General features: G+C 69.9%; 17 protein-coding genes and 2 pseudogenes. 7 read left to right on the plus strand and 12 right to left on the minus strand.

The genetic code is table 11. From position 1 onward, the window contains the following. Positions 1-317: pseudogene (locus IEJ02_RS40670) on the minus strand (hypothetical protein); the annotation flags it as partial. 657 nt (positions 318-974) lie between these two features. Next, positions 975-1,379 carry a hypothetical protein gene (locus IEJ02_RS49385; RefSeq protein WP_223865272.1) on the minus strand — a complete coding sequence of 135 codons (405 nt, stop codon included), beginning with the start codon at positions 1,377-1,379 and terminating at the stop codon, positions 975-977. 163 nt (positions 1,380-1,542) lie between these two features. On the opposite strand from IEJ02_RS49385, the gene IEJ02_RS40680 reads away from it, so the two are divergent. From IEJ02_RS40680 to IEJ02_RS40700, 5 genes are all read left to right on the plus strand, one after another. Further along, positions 1,543-2,454 carry a LysR substrate-binding domain-containing protein gene (locus IEJ02_RS40680; RefSeq protein WP_164427331.1) on the plus strand — a complete coding sequence of 304 codons (912 nt, stop codon included), beginning with the start codon at positions 1,543-1,545 and terminating at the stop codon, positions 2,452-2,454. A 175-nt stretch (positions 2,455-2,629) separates the two neighbouring features. Continuing rightward, complete coding sequence (locus IEJ02_RS40685; RefSeq protein WP_191069378.1) at positions 2,630-3,958, plus strand: MFS transporter; 1,329 nt, start codon at positions 2,630-2,632, stop codon at positions 3,956-3,958. A 58-nt stretch (positions 3,959-4,016) separates the two neighbouring features. Then, complete coding sequence (locus IEJ02_RS40690; protein WP_191069379.1) at positions 4,017-5,705, plus strand: acyl-CoA dehydrogenase family protein; 1,689 nt, start codon at positions 4,017-4,019, stop codon at positions 5,703-5,705. Beyond that, the gene (locus tag IEJ02_RS40695; protein WP_164427337.1) at positions 5,698-6,933 is read left to right on the plus strand and encodes a CaiB/BaiF CoA transferase family protein; all 1,236 of its coding nucleotides are present in this window, start codon (positions 5,698-5,700) and stop codon (positions 6,931-6,933) included. The genes IEJ02_RS40690 and IEJ02_RS40695 overlap by 8 nt, the downstream gene beginning before the upstream one ends. Before the next feature lie 2 nt (positions 6,934-6,935). Then, a complete protein-coding gene (locus IEJ02_RS40700; protein ID WP_191069380.1) occupies positions 6,936-8,126 on the plus strand; it encodes an acyl-CoA dehydrogenase family protein in 1,191 nt (396 codons plus the stop codon). Between the two features lie 52 nt (positions 8,127-8,178). Here the strand turns inward: IEJ02_RS40700 and IEJ02_RS40705 are convergent, their stop codons facing one another. Next, positions 8,179-9,399, minus strand: a complete 1,221-nt coding sequence (locus tag IEJ02_RS40705) for a cytochrome P450 (RefSeq protein WP_191069381.1) — start codon at positions 9,397-9,399, stop codon at positions 8,179-8,181. Between the two features lie 371 nt (positions 9,400-9,770). Next, entirely contained in the window at positions 9,771-10,601 is an 831-nt protein-coding gene (locus IEJ02_RS40710) for an alpha/beta fold hydrolase (protein WP_164427344.1), read from the minus strand. 183 nt (positions 10,602-10,784) lie between these two features. Here IEJ02_RS40710 and IEJ02_RS40715 point away from each other — a divergent pair, with 183 nt between their 5' ends. Next, positions 10,785-11,138 (plus strand): hypothetical protein, encoded by a 354-nt coding sequence (locus IEJ02_RS40715; protein ID WP_182473155.1) that lies wholly within the window; start codon positions 10,785-10,787, stop codon positions 11,136-11,138. Beyond that, positions 11,131-11,382: a hypothetical protein gene (locus tag IEJ02_RS40720; RefSeq protein ID WP_191069382.1), complete on the plus strand. Its 252-nt coding sequence runs from the start codon at positions 11,131-11,133 to the stop codon at positions 11,380-11,382. The genes IEJ02_RS40715 and IEJ02_RS40720 overlap by 8 nt, the downstream gene beginning before the upstream one ends. A gap of 49 nt (positions 11,383-11,431) precedes the next feature. Here IEJ02_RS40720 and IEJ02_RS40725 read toward each other — a convergent pair. The 8 genes and pseudogenes from IEJ02_RS40725 to IEJ02_RS50070 form a co-directional block, all read right to left on the minus strand. Further along, positions 11,432-14,016 (minus strand): annotated as a pseudogene (locus IEJ02_RS40725) (SpoIIE family protein phosphatase). 474 nt (positions 14,017-14,490) lie between these two features. After that, positions 14,491-15,819, minus strand: coding sequence for a cytochrome P450 (locus IEJ02_RS40730; RefSeq protein ID WP_223865273.1), 1,329 nt, complete (start codon positions 15,817-15,819; stop codon positions 14,491-14,493). 122 nt (positions 15,820-15,941) lie between these two features. Beyond that, positions 15,942-16,496: an NADPH-dependent FMN reductase gene (gene ssuE / locus IEJ02_RS40735; RefSeq protein WP_191069383.1), complete on the minus strand. Its 555-nt coding sequence runs from the start codon at positions 16,494-16,496 to the stop codon at positions 15,942-15,944. 28 nt (positions 16,497-16,524) lie between these two features. After that, positions 16,525-16,986 carry an OsmC family protein gene (locus IEJ02_RS40740; protein ID WP_164427348.1) on the minus strand — a complete coding sequence of 154 codons (462 nt, stop codon included), beginning with the start codon at positions 16,984-16,986 and terminating at the stop codon, positions 16,525-16,527. 87 nt (positions 16,987-17,073) lie between these two features. Next, on the minus strand, positions 17,074-18,438 hold the full coding sequence (locus IEJ02_RS40745) for an LLM class flavin-dependent oxidoreductase (RefSeq protein WP_223865274.1): 1,365 nt from the start codon (positions 18,436-18,438) through the stop codon (positions 17,074-17,076). A 58-nt stretch (positions 18,439-18,496) separates the two neighbouring features. Beyond that, positions 18,497-19,621, minus strand: coding sequence for an NrtA/SsuA/CpmA family ABC transporter substrate-binding protein (locus tag IEJ02_RS40750; RefSeq protein ID WP_191069384.1), 1,125 nt, complete (start codon positions 19,619-19,621; stop codon positions 18,497-18,499). A 91-nt stretch (positions 19,622-19,712) separates the two neighbouring features. Then, positions 19,713-20,414 carry an ABC transporter ATP-binding protein gene (locus IEJ02_RS40755; protein ID WP_317986046.1) on the minus strand — a complete coding sequence of 234 codons (702 nt, stop codon included), beginning with the start codon at positions 20,412-20,414 and terminating at the stop codon, positions 19,713-19,715. Positions 20,415-20,458: 44 nt separating this feature from the next. Then, complete coding sequence (locus IEJ02_RS50070; RefSeq protein ID WP_317986047.1) at positions 20,459-21,280, minus strand: ABC transporter permease subunit; 822 nt, start codon at positions 21,278-21,280, stop codon at positions 20,459-20,461. Between the last annotated feature and the right edge of the window lie 291 nt (positions 21,281-21,571).

Consider the following 21,571-nt stretch of genomic DNA (forward strand, 5'->3'; position numbering starts at 1 on the left):
GCCTTGACGGAAGACATAGAGGCACCCCCCGTGCCGGGGCGGTCGACCACCTTGCTGAGGTCGACTTCCTTGCGCAGCTGGGAGTCGGCCCAGAAGTACGTCGCCACCGAGACGACCAGCAGAACCAGGACCACGGCGACCAGGACGCGTACGACCGTCCTGCCACGGCGGCGGTGCGGTCTGCCGCGGTGCCCGCCACCGTGCCCCTCGTACGGGAAGTCATCCGGTGGGTACGGGCCGTCGGCGCCCGGCGCGGTGTTTCCCCATCCACCGGGGTGCGCGTAGTCGGCGTTTCTGCTGTCTGTCCTTGGGTGCATGCCCGACAGTGTGCATTCCTCACCCGACTGAAACGCAAATGGCGGAGGGCATGCACCTCGGAGTGTTTCCAATTCGATACACAACTACGGCGGGCAGCGAAAAGCGCACAGCCGATATTTCCCATCAGCCGTGACTGCGAATGTGAAGGCCTTGCGACCACTCTGCATTTCGGACATTATCTGGACGTGCTCTCGGTGGGCCTCCGGCTCTCGTGTGCTGATATTCCGGGATTTTCCGCGTGCGGCTGGGACATGGCTCCACACACCACTCCACGGCGGTGCCGATGGCTCCATTACCTACAGCGCCGGGGGCGCGGATCGTGTTACTCGGCCACGCTCGGACGGGGTGCGCCGGGCGAAAATTGCCCAGGAGTAACACGCGTTTACGGTACGGCGCTGTAAGTACTGCCGATTGGTCATCGGCGCGCGCCCTCCCTGGTCGATCTCCGGTCCCCCCCGGGTTCAGGGACAGCAGGGCGCGTGGCGCGGGCGGGTACTCGCTATCCGCCCGCGCCCCCCTCCAGCCCCTTGCCGGCCCCAGGCGCCGACGTCCTCCGCGCGGGGCATCGCCGCTGGTAGCCGCATGGTCCGCCCGAACACGACGGCGGCCGGCACCCCTCGTCACGAAGAGGGGTACCGGCCGCCGAGCCTGCGGCGTCAGAGCCGTCGCACCCAGGCCGCCGCACCGTGCCCGATCGCCAGGTAAATCACCGCGGGCAGTGCGTAGTTGAAGAAGACCCGCACCGATTCCGTGTCCATCGTGAAGATGTCCTGCGACCAGCCGGCGAGCCAGTCCGCTACACCGTGCACGAAGTCGACGAAGACATTCGCCTGATTCGCGTCGAGCATGTACAGCAGGATCCACAACGCCAGAAAACCCGCGGCAATGTCTGCGACGGTGTGAATGACCAGCGCTGTCCTGTCTGCACCCAGACCCCCTCGATTGGCCGCCCGGCGCTGATTGGCGGGGGCGGGATAGCCGGCCGGGTCGGCATGGTATGGACGATTTCCATCGCTGTTGTACTGACTGTTATCCGCTATGCGGTCATGGGGGTAACTCATGGGGCTCCCCCTTGCCGGGACAGCCCAACCGAAACCTTCTTCACACTCGTTTCACACCGGTGTTCCCGGGGTGTTATGAATTCCACCGAGAACCGGTCCCGGCCGCAGCAATTTGATGTGGCGTCAGTTCTCTTGCAGCGGTGTGGATGGCATGGTCGGGTGTGTGGAGCTACGTCACCTTTCCGGATTCGTCGCCGTCGCCGAGGAACTGCACTTCGGGCGGGCAGCCGAGCGGCTGCACATCGCCCAGTCGCCGCTCAGCCAGCAGATCCGGCTGCTGGAGCGGGACCTCGGGGTCAGGCTGTTCGACCGTACGACCCGCTCCGTGCGGCTCACCGCCGCCGGGCGGGCGCTGCTGGAGCCCGCCCGGCGGCTGCTGGCCGAGGCCTCGGCCGCGCGACGGACCGTGCAGGCGGCGCATCTGGGCGAGGTCGGCCGCGTCACGCTCGGCTTCGCGGGCGCCAGCAGCTACTCCGCCCTGCCGGTGCTGACCCGTGCCGTCACCTCCGAGCACCCTGGTATCGAGTTGGTGCTGGAGGGCCAGACGTATGCCGGCGAGGCGCTGGGACGGATCGCCGAGGGGTCGCTGGACCTCGGCTTCGTGGCGCTGCCCGTACGGCGCGGGATCGGCGCGCGGGTCGTCCGCATGGAGCGGCTTCAGCTGGCGCTGCCGGACAGCCATCCGCTCGCGGACCGTGCCGAAGTGGCCTTCGCCGAGCTGGCGCGGGAGCCGTTCGTGACGTTCCCGCTCTCTCGCGGCTCCGCGGTGCGGGAGGCGATGATGCAGGCCTGCCACGAGGCGGGGTTCACGCCGCGGATCGCTCAGGAGGCACCCGATTCGTACACCATGCTCGCCCTGGTCGGCGCGGGTGTCGGCCTCGCGGTGGTCGTGGAGTCGGCGCGCAACATCCAACTGGGACATGTCGTCTTCCGTCCCCTGGCCGGGGACGATGTGCCGGTGCTGCCGATCGCGCTGGGCTGGCGCTCGGGCAACCAGTCCGCCGCGCTGGCGGCGGTGCTGCGCGTCGCCGACCGGGTCCTGCCCACCCCGGCGGACTTCCACGGACAGCGGTGATCGGCCCGTCGATTGTGATGGATGACGTCTCACCGATGGGCGTAATTGGTCTTGGACACCTCTGAAACGGCGGGTGCACAGTGATGCCCATCTCGCGATGGGGCGCCGAGCGGCCGCACCGCTCTCCTCCACAGGCTCTCGTGGCGAGATCTGCCGCTACGAGAGGACGCTCGTCATGCAGCACATCACTCCCGCCGATCGGCCACCCACGGCCCGCGACGCCAGGCGCGCCGGGATCACCGCCTTCGTCGGCACCACCATCGAGTGGTTCGACTTCTACATCTACGGCTCCGCCTCCGCGCTCGTCCTCGGCAAGGTCTTCTTCGCCGACGTCCCGCCCGCGGTCGGCACACTGGCCGCGTTCGCCACCTTCTGGGTCGGGTTCCTCGCCCGCCCCCTCGGCGGCCTGATCTTCGGCCACTACGGCGACCGCCACGGCCGCAAGAAGGCCCTGATCACCACGCTCGTCATGATGGGCACGGCCACCTTCTGCGTCGGACTGCTGCCCGGATACGCGCAGATCGGCGCCGCCGCCCCGGTCCTCCTCGTCCTGCTGCGCATGATCCAGGGCGTCGCGATGGGCGGGGAGTGGGGCGGCGCGGTGCTCATCGCCACCGAGTACGCCCCGCCGAAGCGGAAGCTGCTCTACGGAGCCTTCGCCCAGCAGGGTTCCCCGGTCGGCAACCTCCTCGCGACGCTCGCCTTTCTCGCCATCGCCAGGCTTCCGGACGCCGCCTTCGAATCCTGGGGCTGGCGTGTCCCCTTCCTCGCCTCCGCCGTCCTCGTGGCCATCGGCCTGGTCATCCGGCTGCGGCTGGCGGAGACCCCCGAGATGCTGGCCGTCCTGGAACGCGGGCAGACCGCCAAGCTGCCCATCAAGGTCGTGCTCACCCGCTATCCGCTGCTCGTCGTCCTGGGCGTGCTCGCGGGCACGGCCGGCGTCGCGATCACCTACATCAAGACGACCTTCGCGCTCTCCTGGGCCACCTCCGACATCGGCTTCGACCGCACCACCTTTCTGACCGTCATCTCCCTCGCCCTCGTGGTGCAGGTCGTGGTCCAGCCCTTCGGCGCCGTCCTCGCCGGGAAGTGGCCGGTGAAGAAGGCCGTGCTGTGGATGCTCGTGCCCGAGTTCGTCGTCCTGCCGCTGATGTTCGTGCTCTGCGCCACCGGCAACTTCTGGCTGGCCGTCCTCGGGATGGGGCTGGCGACCTTCCCGCACGCCATGTACTACGCGGCGCTGGCGGGCATCCTCGCCCGTGTGTTCCCCGTCGAGGTCCGCTACACCGGAATGTCCCTGTCGTACCAGCTGTGCACCACGCTCTTCGCCGGGACCGCACCGATCGCCGCCCAGTACCTGCTCACCGCCTCCGGCTCGATCTGGCCGGTCGTCGGCCTCGGCCTCGGCTACACCGCCGTGACCCTCCTCGGCGTGCTGCCGCTGCTGGCCCGCACCGGAGAACCTTCCCCGGTCGTCGCCGCCCGCGCCGCCACACCCGTCTGAGCCGCCTCTCACCCGGAACGGGAGACCCGGCTGTGAACTCGACACAGGAGACCCATCTGTGAACTACGCCGATCAGGACCCCGCCCTGCGCCCACTGCTCGACCGGATCCTGTCCGCCGAGGACCGCGCCCGAGTGGAGCCGCTGCTCACCGAGCTCGGCGGGCTCGCCGCCGGTGAGCTGGACCGGCAGGCCGCGCTCGCCGACGCCAACCCGCCGAAACTGCGCCAGTACGCCCCCGACGGCGAACGCGTCGACGAGATCGAGTACCACCCGGCGCACGACCGGGTTGCCTCGATCGCGTACGAGCGGTTCGGCCTCGCCGCGATGTCGCACCGCCCCGGCGTCCACGGCTGGCCCACCGCGATCCCGCACCCGGTCAAGTACGCGCTCTCCTATCTGTACGTGCAGTCGGAGTTCGGCATGGCGTGCCCGCTGTCGATGACCGACTCCGCCGCCCGTGTGCTGCGCCTGTTCGATCCGGAGCGGTACGCCGACGAGATCGCCGCGCTGTCCTCCACCGACCCTGAACTCCGCGCCACCGGGGCGATGTTCATGACGGAGCGGCAGGGCGGTACGGACGTCGGCCTGACCCGGACCCTCGCCACCGACCACGGCAGCCACTGGACGCTCACGGGCGAGAAGTGGTTCGCCTCCAACCCGGCCGCCGATGTGATCCTCACGCTCGCCCGCGTCCCCGGCCAGGGCGCGGGCACGCGCGGGCTCGGCATGTTCCTCGTCCCGCGGCTGCGCCCGGACGGCCGCCGCAATGCCATCCGTATCGACCGTCTGAAGGACAAGCTCGGCTCGAGGTCCATCGCGAGCGCCGAGGTCTCCCTCAAGGAGGCGTATGCGACCCCGGTCGGCGAACTCACCCGCGGATTCCGTCAGATGGCCGAGATGGTCAATGTCTCCCGGCTCTCCAACGCCATGCGTGCCACCGCTCTGATGCGACGCGCCGTCCGCGAGTCCGTCGACCACACCCGCCTCCGCGAGGTGTTCGGCAAGCCGCTGTTCGAGCAGCCCCTGATGCGCGCCACCCTGCTGCCGATGGTCGTCGACGCGGAGGCCGCGCTCGGCCTCGTGCTCGAGGCGGCCGCCCGTCTGACCGAGGCCGACAACGGGTCCACCACCGCCCGGGACCTGATCCGCGTCCTCACCCCGCTCGCCAAGTACTCCCTGTGCAAGCGCGCCCGCACCGTCACCGGCGAGGCGATGGAGATCCGCGGCGGCAACGGCTACATCGAGGACTGGGTCAACCCGCGCCTGCTGCGCGACGCCCACCTCGGCTCCATCTGGGAGGGGTCGTCGAACGTGATCGCGCTCGATGTGCTGCGCTGCATGCGCCGCCGGGGTGCCCACCACACCCTCGCCGACACCTACGGGACCGACCGCTTCGCGGGACACCTCGCCGACCGCTGGAAGGCGCTGCGCGCGAAGGGGGACCGGCTGCTGGAGCTCCCCGGGGAGGAAGCGGAGATGAGGATCGGCCGGTACGCCGAGGAACTCGCCCGTGCCGTCATGGCCACGCTCCTCTTCGAGCAGGCCGAGTACGAGGCCGAGGCGACCGGCAACGGCCGCAAGCTCCTGGTCGCCCACGCATGCCTCGCCCTGCTGGACAACCCGGACGCCCTCCCCCGCACCGCGCTGGACCACCTCGCCGAACTCGCCGACGGCGGCCGGGTGCCCCTCGCCGTGGTCCCCGCGCCCGGCGCCGGGTACGAGGCGGCGGAGGCCGCCCGTGTCTGAGCAGCCCGCGGCCGCCCCGCTCGCCGGGATCAAGGTCGTCGATCTGTCGAAGATCCTGGCCGGACCGTATGTGACGATGTCGCTGGCCGACCTCGGTGCCGACGTCATCAAGGTCGAGCACCCCGACGGCGGCGACCCCACGCGCGGCTGGGGCCCGCCCTTCAACGGCCCCGACGCGACGTACTACTTGGCCGCCAACCGCGGCAAGCGCTCGGTGACGTTGGACTTGAAGTCGCCCCTGGGCCAGGAGGCCGTGCACCGGCTGCTGACGACCGCCGACGTGGTCGTGGAGAATTTCCGCCCCGGCAGCTCCCTCGCGCGCGTCTTCGACTACGAGGATCTGTCCGCCCGCTACCCGCGCCTGGTGCTGCTGCACATCTCGGCGTTCGGCGACCACGGACCGCTGCGCGACGAACCCGGCTACGACATGATCGCGCAGGCGTCGGCCGGTCTGATGTCGCTCACGGGCGAGCCGGACGGCCCGCCCGTCAAGGCCGGATACGCGATGGGGGACCTGTCCGCCGCCCTCTTCGGCCTCATCGGGGTGACCTCCGCGCTCGTCGAACGGGAGCGCACCGGACACGGGCAGTACGTCACCACCTCGCTGTACGAGTCCCAGCTGGCCCTGCACATCAACTGGGCCACCGGCTACTTCGCGACCGGGGAACGCCCCGGGCGCCTGGGCTCCGGCCATCCGAGCCTGGTCCCGTACCAGGCCTACCCGGCCGCCGACGGACACTTCGTGATCGCCGTCGGCAACGACGCGTTGTTCCGCCGACTGTGCGCGGCGCTCCGCAACCCGCAATGGGCGGACGACCCGCGGTTCGCCACCAACCGCGACCGGGTGGCGAACCGCACCGCCCTCAACGCCAAGCTCCAGGCCGTCCTGGTCGACGACACCGTGGCCCACTGGTGCGCCCTGCTGGGGAGCGAGGGCGTCCCGGTCACCCCCATCCGCCATCTCGACGAGGTCTACGACTGCCCACAGACCGAGGCGCTGGGCATGCTCCGACACGTCGACCACCCCGCCATCGGACCGCTGCGGCAGATCGCCTTCCCCGTCACCTTCCGCGGCGAGCGCCCACCGATGCGCACCGCCCCGCCCACGCTCGGCCAGCACAGCCGCGACGTACTCGCCGAACTCGGCTACGGCGAGGCCGAGATCGCCCGCCTGCTCGACCACTCGACCCCGCACTCACACCAGCGCTCACACCAGCGAGGAGCCTGACCATGCCGTCCACCACGCTCGACCCGGTCGACCCGGTCGACCCGCTCGGCCTGGAGTCCCTGCTCACCGACACGGAGCGGGCCGTCCGCGACACCGTCCGCCACTACCTGGCCGACAAGGTGGAACCGCATATCGCCGGATGGTTCGAACAGGGCGAGCTCCCCGCCCTGGCCGACCTCGCCCGCGATTTCGGAGAGCTGGGCCTGCTCGGCATGCATCTCGACGGCTACGGCTGTGCGGGCATGTCCGCCCTGGCGTACGGGGTGGCCTGCCGTGAGCTGGAGGCCTGCGACTCGGGGCTGCGTTCCTTCGTCTCCGTACAGGGCTCCCTGGCCATGTTCGCGATCCACCGCTTCGGCTCCGAGGAGCAGAAGGACCAGTGGCTGCCGCGTATGGCGGCGGGCCAGGCCATCGGCTGCTTCGGCCTGACCGAACCCGACCACGGCTCGGACCCCTCGTCGATGCGCACGCGCGCCCGGCGCGAGGGCGGCGACTGGATCCTCGACGGCCGCAAGACATGGATCACCAATGGCTCGGTGGCGGCGGTCGCCGTCGTCTGGGCGCGCACCGACGACGGCATCCGCGGCTTCGTCGTACCCACGGACACCCCCGGCTTCTCCGCACCCGAGATCAAGCACAAGATGTCGCTGCGGGCCAGTGTCACCAGCGAACTCGTCCTGGACTCCGTCCGGTTGCCCGTATCCGCGGCGCTGCCCCGGGCCCAGGGCGTCTCCGCCCCGCTCACCTGCCTGAACGAGGCGCGGTACGGCATCGTCTGGGGCGTCACCGGCGCGGCCCGCTCGGCCTGGCGCACAGCCGCCGACTACGCGGCCCGGCGCGAGCAGTTCGGCAAGCCCCTGGCGGCCTTCCAGCTCACCCAGCAGAAGCTGGTCGACATGGCCCTGGAACTGCACAAGGCGACGATGACCGCCATGCGGCTGGCGGACCTCAAGGATTCCGCCGACGGTGTCCACCCGGCACAGATCAGCCTCGGCAAGCTCAACAACGTACGGGAAGCACTCGAGATCTGCCGCACGGCCAGGACGATCCTGGGCGCCAACGGCATCTCCCTCGAATTCCCGGTCATCCGCCACATGAACAACCTGGAGTCCGTCCTCACCTACGAGGGCACATCCGAGATGCATACCCTCGCCCTCGGCCAGGCACTGACCGGGCACACGGCCTTCCGCTGACCCGGAGGGCTCCGGGAGCCGCCGTCCCGGAGCTCCCGTCCCCGGCCCGCGCCTAGGCCCGCTGGGTGAACCGCACCCGCAGCGAGCCCGGGCCCCGGGTGAACACCCCTGTCTCGGTGGGGGCCTCACCGTCGGCGAAGGCCATCGTCGGGAAGGCGTCCAGCAGGTGGTTGACGCCCACCTCCACCTCGGTCTTCGCCAGCAGCGCCCCCACGCAGAAGTGCCGCCCGAGCGCGAAGGCCAGATGGTCCGCGGCGGCCGAGAAGGCGCTGCCGGTCGTCAGATCCTCGCGGAAGATGTTGAACGTGTCGGGATCGGCGTAACGGCCCTCGTCACGGTTGGCCGCCCCGATCAGACAGGTGACGGTGGCACCCGCCGGAATCGTGCCACCGCTCACCTCCACGTCCTCGCGCGGCTGACGGAAGATCATGTGCACCGGAGGCGTGAAGCGCAGCGTCTCGGCGAAGGCCGCCGGGATGAGCGTACGGTCCTCGCGCACGGCCGCCAGTTGCTCCGGATGGGCCAGCAGATTGCGGAAGAGACCGGCGATGGCCTTGTCCGTCGTCTCCCCGCCCGCCGCGAGGAGCAGGCTGACGAACGCCTTGATGTCCTCGTCGCTCATCCGCGTGCCGTCGATCTCGGCGGTGCACAGGACGGAGAGCAGGTCGTCGCCCGGGTGGCCGCGCCGGTCCCGGATGATCGGGATCATGTAGGCGGCGAGTTCGTCCCGGGTGCGCAGCCCCGCCGCCGCGACCTCGGGGTCCTGGCTCAGATTGCCCAGGAAGTCGATCATCGAGGTGTACCAGACGTGGAACCGGCCGTGGTCCGCCCGGTCCAGCCCGAGCATGTCGACGATCACGTTGATCGGAAAGCGGGTCGCGTACTGTCCCACCAGATCGGCTTCGGACGCGTCCCGGAAGGCGTCGATGAGGTCCCGGGAGTTGCGCTCGATGACGGGCAGGAACTTCTCCCGTAAGTCCTTCCCGCGGAAGGCGGGCGCCACCAGCGCGCGACGCACGGAGTGCTCACGCCCGTCCATCTGGAGAATGGTCCGGCCGTGCACCGGCTCGATCTGCCAGTCGTAGTTGTGGCTGGTGAACACCGGGTCCTTGAAGGCCCGGGCGACATCCTCATAGCGGGAGATGATGTAACCGTCGGTCGTGTGGTGGTGGATCAGCGGAAAGTCCTCGCGCATGGTCCGGTAGGCGGGGTAGGGGTCCGCCGCGAACTCCGGGGAGAGGATGTCGGGCGCCGTGGAGGGGGTGGTCGTCATGACGGAGCGCTTCCTGGGCGAGCGGCGGCGGTCACCGGCCGTACGCACCCTGGCATATGGCCCGAGGCAGCACGACAGGTCACGACGACGGCCCCGCTCATGCCACATGATGGGACGTCAGGTCGTGGCCAAGGCTAGACGCAGCGGAACCGGCGGGTCCAGGTCCGCTCCCGGCCGCCCCCGGGCGCCACGCTGACGTCACCGCCGCCCGGGAGAAGGCGTCGATCGAGATTCGCTTAAGGCCGGTACCTTCAGCGCCTCGAGGCCGACGTAGGCGTGATGGGCTTGGTGGCGGTCGCGGCCGTCAGCGCGGCCAGGTTGTGGTTCATCACGAGCCCTCCGTGTTCTCGGCCGGCGGTTCCACGAAGCGGTCACGCTCGCTCGGCGTGGTCCCATAGCTCCCGCAGTGCGGCATTGGTTCGTTCGGGCTGCTGCGTGTGTGGGTAGTAGCCGGGGACGATCAGGTGGTCGGCCCCGATCGCCGCCGCGACGTGGTCGGCGCAGGCGATCAGCGGCTCGCCGGCGTACCTTCGGTACTGCTCGGGCGCCCCGTCCCAGTCACCGGAGATCATCAGCTTGGGGAAGGGCGCCTCGGCCAGCGGTCCGAGTGGGATGTCCGCGTCCCAGCAGGGGCGTTCGGCCATGGAGGCGGCCGCGGCGCGCAGCCGCGCCGGCGTCGGCTCCGGTGTCGCCATGCCGACCGATGCGGTGGCCGCGCTCAGGAACTCCTGGGGCGTGAGGTCGGCGGGCAGCGCGGCGGTGGCCGCGCGGGCCCGTGCCAGCGCCTCGGCGACGACCGGGTGACGTTCGGCGGGCCGCAGCGCGCCGGGCTGGATCAGGGTGAGCGAGTGGACCAGGTCGGGACGGCGTACGGCGGCGGCCATCGCGCTGACGCCGCCGTACGCGTGTCCGACCAGATGGGCCCCGGTACCGAGGAGCCCGACGATGTCCTCGGCATCGATCGACCAGTCGCTGCGCGCGATGTCCGGGCTGCGCCCGTAACCTCTGCGGTCCATCACCAGCAGCCGGTGCCGGTCGGCCAGCGGGCGCTGCGCCGCGAAGCCGTATTGCTCGTCGTCACCCCAGGTGAGGATCCCGTGGACCAGGACGACGGCTGGGAGGCCCGCTCCACCGTCCTCCCACACGGTGACGTGTACCGGTCCGGCTGCCTCCGGGTGCTGGTGGGCGGATGTGTCGGTCATCGGTCCCCTCCCGGTCTCGTCGCCGCGCCTCGTCACCGCGTGGCCCGCCGACAGTCTGCCCTGCCGTCCACGGCGCGTCGGCACCGGGCAGCGGGGCACGGGGATCTCCGGCGCGGCGGCCGGCGATATGGATGAGCGATAGGCTGACGCGGGAGCTGCACGGGGCGAGGGAAGGGGCTGACCATGACAGTGCCACGTACAGAGAACGACGGTCCGCTGATCCCCATGCCTGCCCTCACCCTTCCCGCGTTGCGCCAGGCCGTGGCCGCAGTGGCACCTTCCCGCTTGCCGGAGTTCTTCGAAGACATGCAGAAGGCGTTCATCCGGGCGGGCGAGGAGGACAGTGTCGTGCCGATCCGGATGTTCTACCGCCAGTGGGGGGTGACCGTGGAGATCGAACGGCATCCCCGGACAGCCGACCGGCTGCACGCAGCCGAGGCCGCCATGGACAGCGAGGACGCGGACGTGCGGGCCCGCGCCATCCGCGAGGCGGGGGAGATCGTACGGGCTGCGCACCGAGAGGTCGCTGGTGGCTGACTGGCACTGGGAAGCCGACCCGGACGATCTTCTTAATGAGCTGCCACCCGAGGCACGCGCCGAGGCCGAGCAGCTGGCGCAGGAGATCGCCGTGCGGGAGTCCATGGTTTTCCTCGAAGGCGCCTCGTACACCGGTTCCAGCCCCGGGCTGCGCACCGAGGCCCGGGGCCATCTCATGCTCACCTATCTCACCGACGTGCGCGGCGAGCGCATCGTGGTGCTCCAGGCCACCTGGTTCGGCTGACAGTCACCGCCGACCGGTGCCTCGCCCAAGCGGGGCCGCTGGGGGTCGTTCACTCTTCCCATTGGTCCAGGAGGGCGTCGGTCAGCGCGGTGGTGGGGGCTGCGCCGTCGTCGTGGAAGGACTGTTCGGTCCAGATGATTTTGCCGCGGGCCGTGTAGCGGGTCCCCCAGCGCTGGGCGAACTGGGCGACCAGGAACAGGCCTCGCCCGCCCTCGTCGGTTGTGGCCGCCCGGCGCAGGTGCGGCGAGGTGCTGGAGCCGTCCGCGACCTCGCAGATGAGGGTGCGGTCGTGCAGCAGGCGCAGCCGGATGGGTTGTGTGCCGTACCGGATGGCGTTGGTGACCAGTTCGCTGGTGATCAGTTCGGTGGTGAAGCCCAGTTGTTCCAGGCCCCAGGTCTCCAGCTGGTGGGCGACCTCGGAACGGATACGGGAGACCGCCGCGGGGTCGGAGGGAACGTCCCATTCGCGGACCTGAGCGGGGTCCAGGATCCGGGTGCGGGCGACGAGCAGGGCGACGTCGTCGGTGGGGCGCTCGGGCAGCAGGGCGTCAAATGCCGCCTGGCAGGTCTGTTCCGGGGTTCGGTGGGTTTGGGCAAGGACGTCTCGCAGAAGCTCCAGGCCTGTGTCGAGGTCCCGATGGCGGTCCTCGATCAATCCGTCGGTGAACAGGGCCAGTCGGCTGCCCTCCGGCAGGTGCAGGGTGGCGGTTTCGACCGGGAGACTGCCGCCGAGGCCCAGGGGAGGTGAGATCGGGGTGTCGGGGAACGAGACGGCGCCGTTGGGGTGGACCAGGGCGGGGCCCAGGTGGCCGGCGCGGGCGATGGTGCACGTTCCGGAGACCGCGTCGTAGATCGCGTACAGACAGGTGGCTCCAGTGACCTCCTGCTCGACCTCTTCTTCGCTTTCGTCGGTGTCCATGTGGGCCACCAGCTCATCCAGGTAGCCCAGAAGTTCGTCGGCCGACAGGTCCAGGGCAGACAAGTTGTGGATTGCGGTGCGCAGCCGTCCCATGGTCGCCGCCGCGTGCAGACCGTGGCCGACCACATCGCCCACCACCAGGGCGATGCGTGCTCCCGGGAGTGGGATGATGTCGAACCAATCCCCGCCGACCCCGGCCTGCGCGGGCAGGTAGCGCCACGCCACCTCCAGGGCGTTCTGCTGTGGCAGCCCTCGCGGCAGCAAACTGCGCTGAAGCGTCACGGCCATCGCATGCTCCCGCGTGTACCGCCGCGCATTGTCGATGCAGACAGCAGCCCTCGTCGCCAGCTCCTCCGCGAACGAAAGATCGCTCTCCACGAACGCCGGTGAATCGGCCCCGCGCCAGAAGTCCACCATGCCCACAACCACTCCCCTGGCCCGCAACGGCACGGCGATCAGGGAATGCAGTCCGCACTCCAGCATCCTTCGGGCCCGGGCGGGATCCTGCTCCCGCCACTCTCCGGTCCCCAGCAGGTCCGTCTCAACCAGCGCCCGCCCCGTCTCCAGCGCCCGGGCCTGCGGTGTTCCCGGCCGGAACGTGATCAACTCACCCTCCGGATACAGGGGCAACCCGTCGCGATGACCGCTGATCGCCGTGCGCCGCATCTGCCCCCACGGCTCCCGGGCCGGTTCTTCCCCCTGTACCACCACGTCCAGAAGATCCACGGCGACGACGTCGGCGAACCGTGGCACCGCCACTTCTGTCAGTTCCTGTGCGGTGCGGACGACGTCCAGTGTGGTCCCGATCTTCACCCCGGAGTCATACAGCAGCCTCAGCCGCTCCCCCGCTTGTTCCGCCCGTCCCGACACCGCCGCAAGCTCCGTGGTGTCCCGCAACGTCACCACACTGCCCGCTTGTCCGCCGAAGGGGGCGGTCGGTCGCTTGTTCACCGCGAGCAGCCGGTCCCCGCCAGATGCACCCCATCCGTGACCGGGTCTGCCGACGCCAGCAGCCGCACCGTCTTGCTGTCCAGACCTATGTCGTGCACATACCGGCGCTCCGCGTCGGTCGGCAGATCGAACAGTCGCCGTGCTTCGTCGTTGACCAGCAGCAGCCGCCCGTCGGCTCCGATGATGAGCACGCCCTCCCGGACCGCGTGCAGCACCGCATCATGGTGCTCGTACATCCGTGTCATTTCCGTCGGCCCCAGCCCATGCGTCTGCCGCCGCAGCCGCCGGGAGACCAGCATCGTGCCGACCGTCGACGCTGCGAGCGCGCCCGCGCCGGAGCCGAAGACGATCGGCAGCTGCTGCTGGGCCAGTCTGGTCACGTTCTGGATCTTGACCCCCGCCGCGACCAGGCCGGCGATCGAGCCATTGTCGCGGAAGACCGGGACAATGGCCTCGATGGCCGGGCCGCTGCCCCCGGGCAGCGGCGGCCCTCCGCGCGTTCGCTCAACGGTGACGCGACCCGCCAGCGAGGGCCCGATGATCCCCCCGAACTTCTTCCCGATCGCCCCCGGGAAGGGATGCGTATAACGGATCCCGTGCGTGTTCATGACGACGAGGAAGTCGACATCCGCCCGCTGCCGGGCCGCCTCCGCGCGTGGCTGTAGCACCGCCGTCGGATTCCGGCTGTCCAGCGCCGCGACGACGCCCGGCGAGTTCGCAAACGCCTCGGCGGCGGTCACCGACTGCTGCCGGGCCTCGCGCATGCTGTACTGCCGCGCGAACAGCACGAGGGCCAGTGCCCCGGCCGCGACCAGCAGCACCACGATGATGACCTGCGCAACGAACACCTGCCCGGCGGCACTGCCCAGGTTCACCAGGGAGCGGAGTCCCGAACCGGCACCTGGGTCCGATTCTGCTCGCAGTGGACCGGTGGCGAGACGGCGGAGCCAAGGCCGGTTTCGACGGGAAAGCCCCTTCACAGTTCATTCATAACACTGCTTTGCGCCCTAAGGTGAATATTCCGGCGATCGGGATTCCGCAGGACAAATGCGGGATACGGGCGAGCCACGACGGTGAGGGTGCGGATGGTGGGCCGGTAGTACCGCTGGGTGACGACGGCTCGCGGGAGCCGGTGGGGCGACTTCCCCGGGATGGCGGCTCGGCGCCGGACCAGAGTGTCAGCGGTGGTTGGGCTCGGTGAGCAGGCGCCGTTGCACCGCCGTGGGATGAGGGTGGGGTCAGCGGGCCGTCTCGCCCACCGCCGGCGTCGGGGTGAAGTGCACGGGCAGTGTCGTCATGCCTCGTGCCCAGGGGGAGGGACGGCGGGTGAGTTCTTCGGCCGGGATGGCGAGGTCGATGTCGGGCAGCCGGTCGAGCAGCACCTCGATGGCCGTGCGGGCGATGGTCTCGGCGATCTCCTGCGCCGCGACCGGGCAGCGGTGCTCGCCGTGCCCGAAGGAGAGGAAGGCGTTGTTGCCGCCGGTCAGCCTCGTGCCGTCGGGGCGTATCTGCGGATCCTTGTTGGCGGCGGCGAGGCCGAGGCACACCATGTCGCCCGCCTTGATCCGGCGGTTGCCGAGCGTGGTGTCGCGGGACGCCCACCGGCCGACGCCGTTCTGGGCGGGGGTGTCCTCCCAGAGCACCTCGTTCATGGCCTCCGAGACACTCTTGCGCCCGCCGGCCAGGGACATGACGAACCGTTCGTCCGTGAACATCAGTCGCAGCGTGTTGCCGATCCAGTCCGCGGTCAGGGTGTGGCCCGCGATGACCAGCACGATCAGGTCGTGGAGGATCTCCTCGTCCGTGAAGCCGAGGGTGTTGCCGACCAGTTGGGCGGCGATGTCCCGGGGTCCGTTCCCCGCCTTCCGCTCGGCCATCAGGGCCGCCGTGGCCTCGGCGAGGTGGACCTGAGCCGCCTGGGCCAGGTCGCCGCCGTCGGCCAGGTCGATGGCGGCCGCGGCCAGTCCGGGACCCTGCTCGTCCGGGAAGCCGTAGATCTTCGCCAGGACACGCACCGGGAAGGGCATCGCGTACCGGGCGATGACGTCCGCGCTGCCCTCGGCGCAGAAGCCGTCGATCAGTTCGTCGGCCAGTCGCTCGGCGTGCTGCCGGATCTCGAAGGGGTCGACCGACTCCAGCGCGTCGCTGATCATCGAGGCCCGTACGCGGTGCCGCTCACCGGTCGTGTACAGGATGGACGGCTGCCCACGGCCGATCAGCGGCGCCAGCGGCCAGTCCTCCGGAACGCGGTGCCACTGGTCCCAGAGCTCGGAGTCACGGGTGAAGAGCACGGAGTCGGCGGTGACCTGGTGCAGTTCACGGTAGCCGAGAACCAGCCACGCCGGGATGCCGCCCTCGAGCACGATGGGGGCGACCGCACCATGTTCGCGGCGCATCTCCTGGTAGAGACGGTTGGGTTCGTTGTAGAAGCGGGGGCCGCTCAGGGGCACGGCGAGAGGGCTGACATGGTCCCCGCCGTGCAGGGCCTCGCCGCTTCGATGTGCGGGACACCCGGGTGGCGGGGCGGGCGCTTCGGAGCTCTGAGCCGTGGGGTCGGTCGGCGTCATCGCTGTGGTACCTCCGAGGTCGGGTAAGAAGGTCCCCGCGGATACCGGTCCCCGGGCCACCCTGGTCGTCGCAGTCGAGCATGGTCGCGGCACCATAACGCAGGCCATGATCTGCGCGGGCGTCATGCCGTAGAGGCAAGGATGTTCGCGGGGCCGGGCAGCGCGGTTGAGAAGGCGTCGGTGACCCGGTCCAGTGCGTCGGCCGCCGCCGGATCGATATCGGCGCGCTCGTCACCGACGGCGATGTCCCTGTCCAGAGTGAACCGCCCCTGCACGATGTGCGCGGCCCCCATGGAGCTCAGGACGGGGCGCAACGCATAGTCGATGGCCAGGACGTGGGCGGTGCTGCCGCCGGTGGCGAGGGGCAACACGGTCTTGCCGGCGAGTGCGTACTGCGGGAGGAGATCGAGTAGGGCCTTCAGCAGACCGCTGTAGGCGGCCTTGTAGACGGGAGTGCCGATCACGACCCCGTCCGCGTGCTCGAACCGGGCCGCCGCCTCGACGATCGCCGGGTGGTGGAAGTCGGCGCCGAGAAGCGCGTCGGCCGGCAGCGTCCGGACGTTCAAGGTGGCCACCTCGTGGCCGTGGCGCGTGAGTCGACTCGTCACGTGGCGAAGCAGATGAGCCGTGCGTGAGACGGCGGACGGGCTTCCCGAGACGGACAGAACGGCGGCCATGAAGGACTCTCCAGGTTGACGCGCGAGGTCACACCGCCGGTGCTCGTCCCGTGGGAACGGAGGAGGCGGGGGCGGGCGCTTCGGTGCGGACGGCGATCTGGACGTTTCCGCCCCGCCGCAGCGTGTTGTAGATGGGACAGCTGTCGGTGAAGAGCCCGGTCAAGGCCTCGGCCTCCTCCTGGGTGACGCCGCTCAGCCGCAGTTCGAGGCGGATGCGGGCATACCGGGTGGGGTCCTCGGGATCGCGTTCGTAGCTGACCTGAGCCTGCCCGCCGGTCAAACCCGATGCCCGTTCCCGCGCGTGGAGTTGGATGTTGCTCAGGGAGCAGGACGCGAGCGATGCCAGCAGCAGCTCCCCCGCCTGGACCGCCTCCCCCGGCCCGGTTCGCGCATCGGAGACGAAGTGGTTGCCCCGTGCGGTCACCAGGAACCGGCCCAGGGTGTCCGTGGTGCGGCCGCTGATGCTTGTGGTCTGGCCTGCGGTCGTCATCGTCCGTGGTCTTCCCTTTGGTCGTACGGTCGTCGAAGAGAGGCAGGGCGGGCGCGACTCGGGGATCGCGCCCACACCGGTCGCGGGTCATACGCCGTGCCGGCGGCTGCGCCACGCACCGGCCGCAGGGCGCTCCAGGCCCAGGTTGTCGCGCAGCGTCCGGCCTTCGTACTCGGTCCGGAACACGCCCCGACGCTGGAGTTCCGGCACCACCTGACGGACGAAGTCCTCGAAGGCGCCCGGCGTGTGGACGGCACCCAGGGTGAACCCGTCGCAGGCGCCTTCGGTGAACCATCGCTCCATGCCGTCGGCGACCTCGGCAGCGGTGCCGACGAACGTGCCCTCGACGCGGCCGCCATAGCGCTTGCCCAGTTCCCGCAGCGTCAGGCCCTCGCGCCGGGTCATCTCCACGACCTCCTTGTAGTGGCCCTGGACACCGGGAACATCCACATCGGGCAGCGGCTCGTCGAGCGGGAGACCCGAGAGGTCGACGTCCAAGTGGTAGGACAGAGTCGACAACCCCGCCAGCGGCGGTACCAGGTCGGCCAGTTCATCCGCGGACCGCTGTGCCGCCTCGGTGGTGGGGCCGATGACGGGGGTCGCCATCGGCAGGATCTTGACGTCCTCGGGGCGGCGGCCATGGCGCTCGGCGCGGCCCTTGATGTCCTGGTAGAACTCACGGGCCGACTCGAGCGAGGCGTGGCTACAGAAGATGACGTCCGACCAGCGGGCCGCGAAGTCACGCCCCTTGGGCGAGGCGCCGGCCTGGATGATCACCGGATAGCCCTGCGGCGGACGCGCCACGTTGAGCGGGCCCCGGACACTGAACCACTCCCCCTCATGGTCGATGTGGCGCACGCACTCGGGGTCGGCGAACAGCGGGGTGTCCGGGTCGAGGACGAGAGCGTCGTCCTCCCAGCTGTCCCAGAGCTTGCAGGCCACTTCGAGGAACTCATCGGCCCGCTCGTAGCGCTTGTCCCGGTCGATGTGCCGGTCGTTGCCGAAGTTGCGCGCTTCGGAGTCCTGGAAGGAAGTGACCACGTTCCAAGCAGCCCGGCCGTCGCTGAGGTGATCGGTCGTGGCGAACGAACGCGCCACCGGGAAGGGTTCCAGATAACTGGTGGACACGGTGGCGGCCAGGCCGATGTGGTCGGTGACGGCCGCGATGGACGCCAGGATGGGGGTGGGGTCGAGGCGCAGGGACCCGAGCGATCCGTACCGGAGCTGGCTGTCCATGTTGTTGCCGAGGCGGTCCGGTACGGACAGGATGTCCGCGAAGAACATCAGGTCGAACTTGCCCTCTTCGAGCACCCTGCCGATGTGTTGGTAATGGGACGCGGACAGCCAGTTCCGGTCGGCACCCGGGTGGCGCCAGCCGCCCGGCCGACCGGGACCCGCGGTCACGAAGGCGGCCAGATGCATGTGGTTCGTGTGGTTCCGGGAGCTGTTCATCGGGGTCTTTCTGCCTGAGAGTTACGCGGCCGTGGACTGTCCGAGATCGGTGCCGAGGTCACTTCCCCAGTTCGGCGGCGACCGTCTTCCTGATGGAATCGAAGCGGGTGTCCCGCAGGAATCCGGCCACATCGATCTTGGACGGGTAGACGCCCAGGGCGTGGAAGTTGTCGGCGAGATCCTGGGTGCTCTCGATCGCCTTGCCGTCGACCGCCGCGAGGGCATCGGCGTTCGAGTCGGACAGGAGCTTCTTGCGGGTCAGCTCCAGGTAGACGGCGCGCTCCACATCCGTCGAGCCGAAGCCGCCGATGCGGTCGAAGAACTCGACGCTCTGCTCGGGCGACCGGTTGATGCTCCGCTGCGCGTCACGGACGGCGCGCACGGTCTTCGCCACCGCTTCGGGATAGTCCTTCACAAACGACTCACTGGCCACGTAGAAGCTGTAGTCGTACGTCTTGACCCCGGGCAGGCTGCGCGCCTTGTGCCGGGCCTTGGCCAGGCCGATCGCGGGCTGCCAGCTGATCCAGGCGTCGACCTTGCCGTTGGCGAACGCGGACTCGGCATCGGCGGCGGGCAGGTTGACGTAGTCGATGTCGTCCAGCCGCAATCCGGCGGTCTCCAGGTACTTGATGAGGCTGTAGGTGCCGGTCGTGCCCTTCTGGTCGGCGATCCGCTTGCCCTTGAGGTCCGCGGCGCCGTGGATGGCCGAGCCGCGCGGCACGAGGATCTCCACCTCGGTGCCGGGCAGCGGGTAGGCGGCGAGCGGCACGATCGGGACGTCACCGCCGACCGCGTAGGCGACGGCGGTGGCGGTGGCGAAGGAGAAGTCGACGCTTCCGGCCTTGAAGGCCTCCATGACGGGCAGGGAGGCGGTGAACCCGGACGGCCAGGAGACGGTCGTGCCGCCGAGAGTCCTGCCGAGGTTCACGCCGTTCATCTTGTAGCGGAGGGTCGCGGGTATGCCGGTCTTGCCGCTTCCGATGACCGCGAAGCGGAGCTTTTGGGGCACTCCGTCCGCGAGCGGCTTGGTCTCCGGTCCGGCTGTCTTGTCCTCACCGCAGGCCGCGAGGGCGGGGGTGAGGGCGGCGAGGCCTCCAAGGGCGAGGAGTCCACGGCGGGAGAGCCCGTCGGCAGGAGTCGTGGGGATGGCAGAGCGGGAGGTGATACGGCGGAGTCTGGGCATGGTGAGGTCCTTGGCATTCCGCGGGGTGGCGGATAAGGGGGTACGAGGGTGGGCCGGGGACGGTCGGTCCGCGGCCGGTGTCCGGGCTGATTCAGGCGGCTTCGGTTCCGGCGGACGCGGGTTCGAGCAGGTCCTGGAGGATCTCCTCCTTCCAGGCCACGAGGTCCGGGTGCCCGCGCCGGTCCCCGCGGGGAAGGTCGACCCTCAGGTCTCGTCCGAGCGAGCCGGCCGCGAGGACCAGTACGCGGTCGGAGAGCACCAGCGCTTCCTCCACGTCATGGGTGACGAGCAGGACGGTGCGCGGCTGGTCCAGCCAGAGCCGTTCCACGAGTTGCTGCATCTTGATCCGCGTGATGGCGTCCAGGGCACCGAACGGCTCGTCCAGCAGCAGGAGTTCGGGGTGGTGCAGCAAGGCACGGGCGAGGGCGACTCGCTGCTTCTGCCCTCCGGACAGTTCGGTCGGCCAGGCGCTTCCCCGGCCGTCCAGGCCCACGGCTCGCAGCAGCGAACGCGCCTCGTCCCTACGGCCGTTGACGCCCAGCCGGACGTTGTCCTCGACGCTGCGCCAGGGCAGCAGACGGTCCTCCTGGAACATCATGCGGGCCGTGACGGGCCCCGGTCCGCTTCCGCGCAGGGTGACACCGCCTGTGCTCGGCTGCTCGAGTCCGGCGATGATCCGCAGCAGTGTGCTCTTGCCCACGCCGCTGGGGCCGAGGAAGGAGACGAAGGAGCCGGACTCGATCTCCAGGTCGAGGTTCCGCAGAATCCAACGATCGCCGTACCGTCGGCCCACTGCGTCAAGCGAAAGCCCGGCGCCCTGGGAAGCGTGCGGACGGGTCACGGGGACGGGCGGCGGTAGCTGGGGTGCCATCGCAGGATCCTTCGTTCGATGAGCCGGGTGAGGAGGTCGGCGAGCAGGCCGGCGCAGGCGTACAAGACGATGGCGAGCACGATCTGATCGGTGCGGAGCATCTGGCGCGCGTCCTGGGCGAGGTAGCCGATTCCGTCACTGGCCGAGATGGTCTCGGCGATCACGAGCGTGATCCAGGCGACGCCCAGGGAGTAGCGGATGCCGGCCAGAATGGTGGGCATCGCCCCGGGCACCGCGATCTCCCGGACCAGGGCCCAACGCCCCAGTCCGTAGGAACGGCCGAGCTGGAGCAGTTTGGGGTCCACCCCGCGGATACCGGTGACGGTGTTCAGGTAGATGGGAAAGAACGTGCCCAGCGCCACGAGAAGGATCTTGGGCTCCTCGCCGATGCCGAACCAGGCGATCATCAGGGGCACCAGGGCCAGGTGCGGGATGGTGCGGACCATCTGTAGTGAGCGGTCCAGAAGTATGTCCGCGATTCTCGACATGCCCACCAGAAACCCGAGCATGAGACCGGTGACCGCGCCGAGCCCGAACCCCTGCGCGATGCGACGCAGGCTGGCGAGGATGTGCCGCTGGAGTTCGCCGGTGGCGGCGAGATCGGAACCTGCCCGTACCACCACCTCGGGGGCGGGCAGTACGGAGGGCGGGAGGACGCCGTTCCGAGCGGTGAGCTGCCAGATCACGAGAGCCAGCAGCGGTACGGCCCAGGGGCCGACCGCACGACCGAGGGCGGGTAGTCGGCTGACGATCCGGCGCGGGACAGCGGATCGGGACGAGGGTGGCACCGGCCCGCGCCCCGCTTCGGATCCGGTGCTCCCCACCGGCTCGGAAGGGAGCCGACCCCCTTCTTTTGTGAGCAGTTGCCGCTCGGGCATGGATCTCCCCTTCAGGAATGATCGCCTCGGTCCTCACCCGCACAGGAGTCGGCGCGGGAACCGAACCGAGCGTGAGGCCGTGGGAGGGTTCCCGCGCGCGGCGGGTGGCGTGAGGGACACATCGCCCGGGCTGGGCCAAAGGCGACGTGCTTGGGAAACGCTCACGTGTGAGAGCCGGGCTCGCCGGACGTGAAGCTACGA

Origin of the sequence: Streptomyces sp. 5-10, assembly GCF_014712245.1 — a bacterium.
Lineage (GTDB): Bacteria > Actinomycetota > Actinomycetes > Streptomycetales > Streptomycetaceae > Streptomyces > Streptomyces violaceusniger.

Excerpts from the sequence above, each read along its gene's own strand:
- IEJ02_RS40730 (WP_223865273.1), bottom strand. The coding sequence starts at position 15,819 with ATGACGCCGACCGACCCCACGGCTCAGAGCTCCGAAGCGCCCGCCCCG.
- IEJ02_RS40700 (WP_191069380.1), top strand. The coding sequence starts at position 6,936 with ATGCCGTCCACCACGCTCGACCCGGTCGACCCGGTCGACCCGCTCGGC.
- IEJ02_RS40745 (WP_223865274.1), bottom strand. The coding sequence starts at position 18,438 with ATGAACAGCTCCCGGAACCACACGAACCACATGCATCTGGCCGCCTTC.
- IEJ02_RS40685 (WP_191069378.1), top strand. The coding sequence starts at position 2,630 with ATGCAGCACATCACTCCCGCCGATCGGCCACCCACGGCCCGCGACGCC.
- IEJ02_RS40710 (WP_164427344.1), bottom strand. The coding sequence starts at position 10,601 with ATGACCGACACATCCGCCCACCAGCACCCGGAGGCAGCCGGACCGGTA.
- IEJ02_RS40740 (WP_164427348.1), bottom strand. The coding sequence starts at position 16,986 with ATGACGACCGCAGGCCAGACCACAAGCATCAGCGGCCGCACCACGGAC.
- IEJ02_RS40715 (WP_182473155.1), top strand. The coding sequence starts at position 10,785 with ATGACAGTGCCACGTACAGAGAACGACGGTCCGCTGATCCCCATGCCT.
- IEJ02_RS40750 (WP_191069384.1), bottom strand. The coding sequence starts at position 19,621 with ATGCCCAGACTCCGCCGTATCACCTCCCGCTCTGCCATCCCCACGACT.
- IEJ02_RS40705 (WP_191069381.1), bottom strand. The coding sequence starts at position 9,399 with ATGACGACCACCCCCTCCACGGCGCCCGACATCCTCTCCCCGGAGTTC.
- ssuE (WP_191069383.1), bottom strand. The coding sequence starts at position 16,496 with ATGGCCGCCGTTCTGTCCGTCTCGGGAAGCCCGTCCGCCGTCTCACGC.
- IEJ02_RS49385 (WP_223865272.1), bottom strand. The coding sequence starts at position 1,379 with ATGAGTTACCCCCATGACCGCATAGCGGATAACAGTCAGTACAACAGC.